The sequence below is a fragment of the Microvirga arabica genome (assembly GCF_016811235.1).
Classification (GTDB): domain Bacteria; phylum Pseudomonadota; class Alphaproteobacteria; order Rhizobiales; family Beijerinckiaceae; genus Microvirga; species Microvirga arabica.
In genome coordinates this window covers 1-10,013 of the sequence record NZ_JAFBID010000131.1, presented here as the reverse complement: position 1 = coordinate 10,013, position 10,013 = coordinate 1, and the positions used below count along the sequence as shown (strand labels likewise).

The 10,013-nt window shown below is 58.0% G+C and carries 12 protein-coding genes and 1 pseudogene; 8 read left to right on the top strand and 5 right to left on the bottom strand.

Features of this window, described 5'->3' with window-relative positions; all coding sequences use genetic code 11:
• On the bottom strand, positions 1 to 195 hold a 195-nt coding region (locus tag JQC81_RS31105; RefSeq protein ID WP_203275642.1), incomplete at its 3' end, for a site-specific integrase.
• A gap of 205 nt (positions 196 to 400) precedes the next feature.
• Between JQC81_RS31105 and ctrA the strand changes: the two genes are divergently transcribed.
• From ctrA to JQC81_RS33640, 3 genes and pseudogenes are all read left to right on the top strand, one after another.
• The gene (gene ctrA, locus JQC81_RS31100) at positions 401 to 1,096 is read left to right on the top strand and encodes a response regulator transcription factor CtrA (protein WP_203275641.1); all 696 of its coding nucleotides are present in this window, start codon (positions 401 to 403) and stop codon (positions 1,094 to 1,096) included.
• A 362-nt stretch (positions 1,097 to 1,458) separates the two neighbouring features.
• Positions 1,459 to 1,899, top strand: coding sequence for a hypothetical protein (locus JQC81_RS31095; RefSeq protein WP_203275640.1), 441 nt, complete (start codon positions 1,459 to 1,461; stop codon positions 1,897 to 1,899).
• Between the two features lie 403 nt (positions 1,900 to 2,302).
• Positions 2,303 to 2,626: pseudogene (locus JQC81_RS33640) on the top strand (HU family DNA-binding protein); the annotation flags it as partial.
• 80 nt (positions 2,627 to 2,706) lie between these two features.
• Here JQC81_RS33640 and JQC81_RS31085 read toward each other — a convergent pair.
• The gene (locus JQC81_RS31085; protein WP_203275643.1) at positions 2,707 to 2,979 is read right to left on the bottom strand and encodes an SWIB/MDM2 domain-containing protein; all 273 of its coding nucleotides are present in this window, start codon (positions 2,977 to 2,979) and stop codon (positions 2,707 to 2,709) included.
• Between the two features lie 145 nt (positions 2,980 to 3,124).
• Positions 3,125 to 3,391 carry a hypothetical protein gene (locus JQC81_RS31080; RefSeq protein WP_203275638.1) on the bottom strand — a complete coding sequence of 89 codons (267 nt, stop codon included), beginning with the start codon at positions 3,389 to 3,391 and terminating at the stop codon, positions 3,125 to 3,127.
• Between the two features lie 111 nt (positions 3,392 to 3,502).
• Here JQC81_RS31080 and JQC81_RS31075 point away from each other — a divergent pair, with 111 nt between their 5' ends.
• From JQC81_RS31075 to JQC81_RS31065, 3 genes are all read left to right on the top strand, one after another.
• Positions 3,503 to 3,781, top strand: coding sequence for a hypothetical protein (locus JQC81_RS31075; RefSeq protein WP_203275637.1), 279 nt, complete (start codon positions 3,503 to 3,505; stop codon positions 3,779 to 3,781).
• 759 nt (positions 3,782 to 4,540) lie between these two features.
• Positions 4,541 to 5,230: a CYTH domain-containing protein gene (locus tag JQC81_RS31070; RefSeq protein WP_203275636.1), complete on the top strand. Its 690-nt coding sequence runs from the start codon at positions 4,541 to 4,543 to the stop codon at positions 5,228 to 5,230.
• Positions 5,231 to 5,346: 116 nt separating this feature from the next.
• A complete protein-coding gene (locus tag JQC81_RS31065) occupies positions 5,347 to 5,568 on the top strand; it encodes a hypothetical protein (protein ID WP_203275635.1) in 222 nt (73 codons plus the stop codon).
• Positions 5,569 to 5,649: 81 nt separating this feature from the next.
• On the opposite strand, the gene JQC81_RS31060 is transcribed toward JQC81_RS31065, so the two are convergent.
• Positions 5,650 to 6,315 (bottom strand): AAA family ATPase, encoded by a 666-nt coding sequence (locus tag JQC81_RS31060; protein WP_203275634.1) that lies wholly within the window; start codon positions 6,313 to 6,315, stop codon positions 5,650 to 5,652.
• Between the two features lie 458 nt (positions 6,316 to 6,773).
• On the opposite strand from JQC81_RS31060, the gene JQC81_RS31055 reads away from it, so the two are divergent.
• Entirely contained in the window at positions 6,774 to 8,072 is a 1,299-nt protein-coding gene (locus JQC81_RS31055) for a PDDEXK nuclease domain-containing protein (protein ID WP_203275633.1), read from the top strand.
• A 190-nt stretch (positions 8,073 to 8,262) separates the two neighbouring features.
• On the opposite strand, the gene JQC81_RS31050 is transcribed toward JQC81_RS31055, so the two are convergent.
• On the bottom strand, positions 8,263 to 8,847 hold the full coding sequence (locus JQC81_RS31050; RefSeq protein WP_203275632.1) for a hypothetical protein: 585 nt from the start codon (positions 8,845 to 8,847) through the stop codon (positions 8,263 to 8,265).
• 250 nt (positions 8,848 to 9,097) lie between these two features.
• On the opposite strand from JQC81_RS31050, the gene rnhA reads away from it, so the two are divergent.
• A complete protein-coding gene (gene rnhA, locus JQC81_RS31045; protein WP_203275631.1) occupies positions 9,098 to 9,580 on the top strand; it encodes a ribonuclease HI in 483 nt (160 codons plus the stop codon).
• Positions 9,581 to 10,013 lie beyond the last annotated feature (433 nt).

Genomic DNA, 10,013 nt, shown 5'->3' with positions numbered 1-10,013 from the left:
GCGTTGATCGAGACCGGCGATGTAGTCACGGACCTGCTCAAGCCCAACATCGTCCAATCCGAGGCTTTTCTCGCTCAACCAGGTGAGATAGCAATTGAGATCATCGGTGTAGGTGTCGATGGTACCGGCTGCGGCACCCAGCTCCGTGGCGAGTGCATCGAGCCACAGCTGGGCCAGGCGCTGATTGGTCCGCATGAGATCCTCCTGTAGGAGAACCCTGCCACGGCACTGGTTACAGACTTCTTGTCAAAATGTTTGTTATGCGAACTTATTTAGCCGGCTAACACTCTTGAGCACTAGAACAGGGTCAGCGCATTAAAAGCATTACCCTTCCGCCGGCGTTAACTCCTCGTTGACCATACTTCCCTCACATTAGCTGAGGTCTCCGAGAGGTGGTGAGATGCGGGTGTTGCTGATCGAGGATGACATCTCTGTCACTCAGAGCATTCAGCTCATGCTGCAGCGCCTCGACGTCCGGATCTCCGTGGCCGATCTGGGCGAGCACGGCATTGATCTCGGCCGGCTCCCTGACTACGACATCATCCTGCTCGACCTCAACCTCCCGGACATGTCAGGCTACGATGTCCTGCGACAGCTGCGGCTTGCCAAGGTGAGCACGCCTGTCCTGATCCTCTCAGGCCTGGACGGTATCCAGAACAAGGTTAAGGGCCTCGGCTATGGTGCCGATGACTACCTCACCAAGCCGTTTCACAAGGATGAACTCATCGCCCGCATGCAGGCCATCATCCGCCGCTCGTCCGATCAGACCGAAGCCGTCCTGCAATGCGGCGATCTGACGGTCAACCCCCGGCTCCAACAGGCTGAGGTCGGAGGACGCCCGGTGAACCTGACCGGCACGGAGTACAAGATCCTAGCGTTTCTGGCTCAGCGTCAGGGGAGCACGCTAACCAAAGAGATGTTCCTCAATCATCTGTACAGCGGGATGGATGAACCTGAGATCAAGATCATCGACGTGTTCATCTGCAAGCTGCGCAAGAAGCTTGCGGAGGCCTCGGGCGGCAGGAACTACATCGAGACGGTCTGGGGCCGCGGCTACATGCTGCGGGAGCCGCAGCTCGTCAAGTTAGCAAGCTAAGTCTCAGGACCACGATCCCCTTCCACATCCGCTGCCCCGCGTTCTGTCAGCGGATTGCAGGTTTTCTAATTTCTCTTGCCCGTGTGGAGCCAATCCCCTCACCTCAATCGGTGGCAACATCGCCATCTCTCGAAATGAGAACGCCCCAACTGAAGCCTCTTCCAGACTTCAATCAGGGCGCATGCGGTGCCGGGTGCAACACCGCGCCACCATCCTCCTCTGCTCCCGATAAGCGTCAACGGCCGTCGAAACAGAGGCGGCCCAGCGGAGGCAGAGCCCCAGATACCCTGCCAAGGCACAGGGGGGATCCGGTTTGATGTCACCTCGGGAATATGGACACTCATTGAAACCGTTGGTTAACCATGAAGGCGCATGCTTTCACGCGTGATGTAGGACTGGGCGGGCTCCCTCTTACCTGGAGACGGTTCCTCATGACGGAGACACGTTTCACCGATACAATCGAAGAGAAGTTGACACTGATCTCTCCGATGTTGAAGGCTATCGAGTTTGGAGGAGATCAGCCCTACCTTCGCGAACTTCAAACGCTCCTCAGACAGCACTTGGCAGGCTTGGTGGTCCTGTTCGAGCGAGATCCCGGGCTGGATGCCGCAACAGCCGACCTGTACGCGGCAGCGGCTGCTATTGTGCAGGACACCACAGCGGCCTCGCAGCCCCTCGCCCGCAAACGCCGTCTGCTCAAGGAAGCTCAAGCACGATTCCAAGAGCGCATCTCCACTGCACGCCCGAACGGAAGAAGAGCCGGCGCTGCTTGGCAACAGAGCGAGCTCTTTCTTGCCGCCTGATTCAAGCCCGGGTTCCGCACCAACCAAACCTGTGCGGCGGAACTCAACCCCCTGCCCTTCTCACCACAGGAGTGGCTCGCCCGTTTTGTCCTGCTGCGCAATCAGTCACAGGATCCTGTGCTGCCCCAAGATCCTGTGAATTCGTTCCGGCATGGATATTGAGGGAATTACCCTCTGGTGATTTCAATCTGGTACGGTAACCACTCTGCCCATCGAATGATCGCTAGCATTATGGCTCATCAGGAGGGTTTCACCCATGGCGAAAGCTGCAACCAAGACGACAACTAAGAAAGCACCGGCCCGCAAAGCGACTACATCGAAGTCGGCACCAGCTAAAGCGGCCGGAACTGCCGGCGTCGTAGCCAGGAGGTCTACGAAGGCCACCACATCGAAGGCATCACCCAAAGCCACCCCTAAGGCGGCGAAGAAGTCCGCTGGCACCTCGGCTGGCGCGACCCTGACCCTGCGCCAGATCGCCGAGCAGTTGTCGGAAGCGCATGAGTTCCCCAAGCGCCAAGCCAACGAGATGCTGATGCAAGTTATTGAGATGATCGCCAAGAGCCTGAAGAAGGGCGACAAGATCCGCCTGACTGGCCTTGGCATCCTGCAGGTGCGCAAGCGGGCTGCCCGTATGGGTCGCAACCCGCAGACTGGTGAGCCCATCAAGATCAAGGCTTCCAAGAAGATCGCCTTCCGACCCGCCAAGGAACTCAAGGAGGCGGTCTAGCCGGGAGCCGTAGACAGGATGGCTGAAGCGACACCCGCCCCACCGGAAAGCTGGCGGAGCGGGCCTGTTTTTGTGCCCGCTCAGGAGAGATGCTGAGCAAAGTGCTTGTTCATCTCGAACATGCTCACCTTGTCTTTGCCACCAAAGACAGCCCGAAGCTTGTCATCAGCGAGGATCTCGCGCTTGTTCTCGGGGTTCTGCAGATTGTTGGACTTAATATACTCCCACACCTTGCTCACGACTTCCGTGCGGGGCAGCGGGGAAGAACCGACCACAGCGGCCAATTCGGCTGAGGGCTGCAGCGGCTTCATCAGGGCCGGGTTCGGCTTCTTGGCTGCTTTGGGTTCTGACATGGTGAAACTCCGTCTTAATCCTGGTCTTCCATCGGCATAGGCAAGGTAGCGGGACCATGGCGAGCAAGGACCTAACAGCCCCTTAACTCGTTCCCTGCCGCTCAGATAGCCGAGATAGCGTCGACTGATGATTGCAAGATCGTCATTACCCACGCCGTTTGCTTTGTGGCTTTGCCATCATCTGCCGCATCGCTTCTTCAGCCTGTGCCCTTGCCTCTGCGTTGTGCGAGAGGTTGCGCACCTCTGAGGGCTCGTCCTGCTGCTGCAGACCATTCTTGCGCGCCCGCCACTGCTTTGCCTGCGCGGCATTGGCCGCGGCGTTAGCCAGCTTCTCAAGCCTGTCGAGATGCGGCGTACTGGCAGCCCCATTGGCCTCAGGTTGTTCGTCCTCTTGCTCCGGGCGTCTAGCCATTTGTTCGTTTCCTCAGGATGAAAGGCACCACTTAGGCTAGGATGTTACGCGCTTCCATTTCAGTGAGTATCGGTTAACTTCGCCTTAACCATCAAGGTCCGGGGTACGCCAATGCGAAAGATCCGTCATGGCTTCATAGCACTCGCCATCCTCGGAGGCCCAGCCTCTCTCATCCTTGCGCACCAGAAGCTCACGGAGACATTGCCGCAAGACGCGTCCAATCCATCCGATGTCGCCGCAATCGTGCAGCAGGCTTATTCCAGATGCTCGGAAGCCCCGCAGGCTGCCAGCCCCTCCCAATGCGAGGACTACATCCGGTCCTTTGACGAGTGCGCAGCCCGCAAGAACGAGTGCGACCCGCACTCTGTTTACGAGGTCCTGCCCAAGTGAGCTTCACGCCCTCAGATCGCGGCCGCGAAACTTCGCCAAAGCCACTCTAAGGAGCAGTCGGCAATATGACTTGGCGCATGCTCGGGTGCTCTTATCGCATGCTACGAGTGAAGCGCATGAACCAGGCATTCACCATGTTCTCCTAATCAATCTCTCAGTTTGATGATGCCGCGCTGAGCGCGAAGCATGCATCCTCCAGACCATCGATGTCCGCCAATTGAATTGACCCTCGTCGGCGGATTCCCACACATCTGTGTCGTATTCGGTGGGAGGTCTGTTGCTCAGCCTCTCGCCAGGGCGCTTCGTTCGGTTGCACCTATAGCGTTTATGGCGCATAGTGGTGGCGTGGTGTTGCAACCGGCATCACACAAAGCGCCCTGACAGTGAGCTCCGCACGGCTAACTCTGTCAGGGCGTTGTCGTTTGTGTGCACCTCGCTCTCATTGGTGACGAGCCTGTACTCGGGGTATGCCCCTTAGATGATCAACGCATCTTTGCATCTTCACTCAGGCTTGCTGGGTCGAGCGCATCTCACACTGTGGTTGGGCATCAGTTGCGGATCTCCAGCAAACCTACACTGATCCCCTGTTCCGCTAAAAGAGAGTACATGACCCAACGCCAGATCCGGAGAAGGAGAAGTCTTGGGGTTAAGGCCAGCGGCCGAGCGGAAACCATATTTTAGGGTTCAGGGTTGCCTCCTCCTTCCTCCGCCATGTACCAAAGACAAGCGTCCTCGATCCCTTATGTTCACTGGGGTTTCATGACTGTTCGCCGCCGCTTTCTGCTTGCTCCATCCTTCGCTCGCCTGATCCAGCGCGAAAGGGGCGGACTGCGTCACGTCGAGGGCTTCTTCCCCGAGCGGCGCGATCGCTCCTCCTGGGTTCGGCTTGAGGAGAACAAAGGCCTGCTGATCCTCAAGACGGTTGGGCCTGACGGTGAGGCCGAGGACCAGACCGACATCCCGGTGGCCCATGCTCATGCGCTGCTCGATGTCTGTGCCGGTGAGGTCGACTACACCCGGACAGCCGTGCCGATCAGCGAGGGTCAGGCCCTGGTCGACGAGATCCTCCGGCCCGGTGTCCTGCACCTCGTCACCATGGAATTCGCTTCTGAAGAAGAGGCGGGGGCATTCCGTCCGCCAGAGTGGTTTGGGCCTGAGGTTACGGCAGATCCTCGCTACACAAACCAATCCCTTGCGCTTCACGGCCTTGCTGAGGCTCCGGATATCCCACTGTCGGATGCGGCGCTCAACAGTCTGATCGATACTCTGGAAGGCCGCTTTCCTGCCTGGGCGCGGTTGCCCATCAACCGGCCCAAGGCGAGGCAGGTCCCAACGACCCGGTCCAAGGCTCAGACCAGCGGTGAAACCCTCAAGGTCAACCTTGATGAGATCGAGCAGGCGATGATGCGCGAGATGGAGAAGACGCCCCAGAAAGGCAAACCTGAGTAGGGGAAGGCCCACCCGATGCCGGATGCCCGTTCGCCCGTACGACACCATCTGGTGCTCTATCGGCGTCATCTGGAGCAGGGCAGGACACGGTTCTCAAGCCTGATCGTAGGGGCTACGTGGCCGTCAACCCGGTCCTCGCGCCGATCGGCCGGATCAAAGAGTTCAAGGCGCAACGGGCGGTCGGTACCTTCCGCGGCTACGATAATGCCGTGTTCGATGTCGTGGTGACGATCATCGTGTCGCACGCGCTATGGATCTTCGCGGTCATCGTCCCGCTCATCTTTGCGGCGATCACCTACCATGAGGTCTTCGGTTGGGTTTTGGATGGACGCACCTAATAAAAACTCATCGGTGCGCCCGAAAACTTACCTTGCACCAAGGTCCTGCAACTGGCGATTTCGGCAGACGACATTAACTCGTTATGCAGATTGAGCCTGGGTGCTCGACATGGCCTTCATCGCCTCAAAGCTCCTTGTGAGCGCTCGCCAGAGGCTGCCGATCTCCTCCGATCCGGACGACCCGATGCTGAACTCGCTCACACCAACTCCATGGGCCAGGGCGAGTGACAGGTCGGGGTTGTGTGTAATCTGACCGCTCCAAGTCGGAACCTCGAGCGCCTGCATCGCCCCGCGGGCATCCGCAACACTCTGATCCTCCGAGCCGTTCTTGGCCGGGGCAGCGTTGATTACCACTGCATAAGGCTTCTTGAGGTCACGGCACATTTTGATCGTGGCCTGAATGGCGTCGACATCGAACAGCCCGGCGCGCATTGGAATCACGACAAGATCCGCGTGCCAGATCGCCTCAGTCACGGGAGCTTCCGCGTTGGGTGGCGTGTCGATTAGGACCCATTCAGCCCCGGCGCGCCGCGCCTTCGCCAAGGTGGCCGCGAGATGCTTGGTGCCCACATTCAGCGGAAGATCCCGTGAGCCCCGAACCCGGTGCCAAAGGGCCAAAGATCCCTGCGGGTCCGCATCAATCAGGAGCGTCGGCCGAGAATGCTCCGCCATATAGCTCCCGAGATGTGCGGCAAGGGTGCTCTTTCCAGAACCTCCCTTGCGGGAAGCAAAAACCACGACATTCATGCCAGTTCCCCCAGTCTTGATCACGCCATCTATCGTCGCGCGAGTATGGTTAACGGAGCCTTATCGCTGGGCGGACAGCAAGACGCCCTCACCGAAGGGTCGTGACAGACCTCCGGCTGAGGGCGATTGGAGCCCCAGCCAAGGAAATCGGGTGGATCCTCAGCCAGGGCGTATGCGGTTCAAGGAGGCTGAACCACACAAGCGAACCTTGGCCGTTCATCCGTGGCAATTTTTATGGGCCGCGTTCCCGCGAAATCCTCGTCGTAATTTTCGATGGCCGCCGAACCGCTATCATACCAGAGGGTTTGTGCCGCCATCCTGCAGAGCGACAGCAGACTTCTTGCCAAATGCTTATTATGCCAAAATGTTATATAGTTGAATATCAGCTTGGCTCAGGGGCTAAAAAGTAACAGCTTTCGGCTACAGCGATTCTCCCTTCCCTCTGCTAAAGTCATGCCATGGTGCGTACACCTCCGACACCGGAACTCAACGGATACACAGCACTTCTGAGTGAGCTGAAGGAGCGGATCCGTGCCGCCCGCCTTCGAGCCGCGGTCGCGGTCAACCAGGAGCTGATCCTTCTCTACTGGAGCATCGGCAGTGACATCCTCGACCGGCAGGCGACAGAAGGCTGGGGCGCTCGCGTAATCGAACGGCTCGGCGAAGATCTGCGACGTGCATTCCCGGAGATGACTGGCCTCTCGGGGCGAAACCTCAAATATATGCGGGCGTTCGCCGAGGCCTATCCTGATCGGGAGATCGTGCAACAGGTTGTTGCACGATTGCCGTGGGGCCACAATGTTCGCCTTGTCGAAGCCGTGAAGGATCCGGCAGAGCGTCTCTGGTATGCCCGTCAGGCCATTGAGCATGGCTGGAGCCGCAACATCCTGGTCCACCAGATCGAGAGTGGTCTGTACCATCGCCAGGGCAAAGCCATCACCAACTTCGAGCGGACCCTGCCCGCTCCCCAGTCAGAGCTCGCCAGGGAGCTGGTCAAGGATCCCTACAGCTTCGACTTCTTGGCACTCGGTCCAGACATGTCTGAGCGGGAACTCGAGCGCAGCCTCCTGGACCACCTCCGATCGCTCATCCTTGAACTGGGCAAAGGCTTTGCGTTCGTCGGCAGCCAATATCCGCTTCAGGTGGGTGGCCAGGACTACTACCTCGATCTGCTCTTCTACCATCTGCGCCTACGCTGCTTTGTTGTTCTCGAACTCAAGATCGAGGAGTTCAAGCCGGAGTTCGCCGGCAAGATGAACTTCTATCTCTCAGCCGTCGACGATCAGCTTCGTCACGAAACTGACGGGCCGAGCATTGGGATCATCCTCTGCAAGGGAAAGAATGCGGTAGTGGTGGAGTATGCCTTGCGCGACTCCGCCAAACCAATGGGCGTTGCTGAGTATCGGCTCTCCCCCTCGCTTCCAAGTCAGCTTCAAGGCAACTTGCCGACTGCCGAGGAGCTCGCCCGTGAATTCCCCTTCATGTCGGCTGTGAAGCTCCGGATTGAGATCGAGCGCGAGTTGCGCTTGCTGCTGCAAGCACGTGGCCGAAGCACTAGCAGCATAGGAATCGGTCCTATGCTCCAGGAGGTGGAGCGGGATGGAATCGCCCTGGAAGGCGTGGGTGAGTTTGAGGTCGCATTGCAAGCGATGAACCAAGCCTCACACGGCCTTGATGTTGATCCAGACGCAGCAGAGCACGCTATAGAGGTTGGCACGCGGCTCCTGGAGACACTGAAGCGCTTGAATGGCCACTGACCACTCGGCGTCGGTGAAATTTCATCGTTGAGGATCAACCTTGACAAATGGCCCAGCTAAAACTGCCCTGCGAGCACTTGTCTGTGCAAAAGGGTTCTTGCCCACAGACATGCATTCAGCCGGTTGGACTACTGTTCACCCTCTTAGTTTCAAAGCAACCCAGAAAGCTCCTCGTCTTAACGACTCATAGTCATCGGGTGACTGCCAGCTTCCTGACCACTGGAATGCGAATAGCTGGGTATCCCCGGCCTGGGTGGTAGTCCAACCCCATGAGTGCATCTGTGATCAGCTCGCACTCAAATACAACACCATCAAGGAGGTCCGTTAGCTCCTCGATTCCTAAATGCATCTCCCCCGTCCAGAAGATAAGGAAATACCGCTGCCAAGGACCGTCTTTCAGATCCCTCGGCCGGTCTTTCTTCGAAATTTCCTCTCGGAGTTGCGCAAGGAATTCCTCTCGGGTCCACTCATGATAGTAGCGATGTCGACTATCAGTCTTGTGGGTCTTGATGGACTTCTCCAGCGTTCGCCTGTGGACGAACTCAGTCAGTTCAATCCCACAACGAACACCGTCGATCTCCACCTCACAGTCAGGTGGGTCTCTTCCCTCGCCCCTGTGACGTAGGCTCGTGAACTGAAGGCCGGCTGCCTCCAAGACAGTCCTTGCATCATTCTGTTCGTCCAAGTTGCGATACTCGCGCGTAGTCGAACGAACCCCTTGAACGGGCCGGAGTTGTGCGATGAGCTTGCGAAGTTCCTTCCTTTGATCGTCCATCACGTCCCCTTAGGCAACCCTTTCTTTCCGACCATACCACGCAAGACTGTAACTCGCTAAAAACAGTCTTCCTGCCCTACCTCACGATAGCTGCTTGAGACTCCTCCCGACAGGCTTTGTCTTTTGGCGAAATCGCTCCTGTGGATTGCTGGCATCCGGTCAGGGTATCTTAAAGCCTCCCCTGCTCTATGCCCTTCCAGTTTGCTCACTGGGGCAATTCATTTCCTAACGAACCTATCGAGAAATCCATATGACCAACCAAGCCATTATCTTCACCGACGGCGCATGCCTGGGAAACCCTGGCCCAGGCGGATACGCTGCTGTGATCACCATTGCAGGTGAAGAGCAGATTATCGTTGGCCGAGATCGATCCACGACGAACAACAAGATGGAAATGACGGCAGCCATTAAGGCCCTTGAAGCTGTCTCCAAGGATCTGCCCATTGTGATCCACAGTGACAGCCAGTACGTGATCAAGGGCGCGACCGAATGGCTCCGGGGCTGGAAGGCCAAAGGCTGGCGTAAGGCAGACGGCAAGCCTGTGCTGAACCAGGACCTATGGCAGCAGATGGATGCTGCCATGGTTGGCCGTACGATCACCTGGAAGTGGGTGAAGGGTCATGCCGGGCACCCAGAAAATGAGCGGGTGGATCGGTTGGCTAACTGGGAAGCCGTGAGGGCTTCTGCAGGAGCCGGCAAAGACCCCACTCCAGTTGAAGCCGCTATAGGCTGAGAACGCCAACTGAGGCGAGCGTCCCCATCCACAGGCTCGTTTACCGAACCTGTGATGATAGCTGAGCCGTTCAGATACGGTTCACGGGTGCCGCACGACCCTCTCTATTGGTATGGGGCGATGCCTGTTGGTGTCGCCTGCGTACACAGGGAGGCTCCCATGTTGAGCTGGTCTAGACGAGTAACCCCCGCTGCTACCGTGATCGCCGTGGCAACATTGCTGGGTGGGTGCGTGACCGGCACCGAGGTTTCCTACAGCGAGTATCAGTATGACCGCTATGGCGGGACTGAGCGCATCTATGAGCGTAACCTCTACTCAGATCCGTCCCATGGTATCGAGAGCGAGAGGTGCGGAACTGTAGTAGTTGGTATTTGATCTGACATCTGGCGTCTGAGAGTGATCGGGTTGAGCCTGTCGGACAAGATCAGGCTGC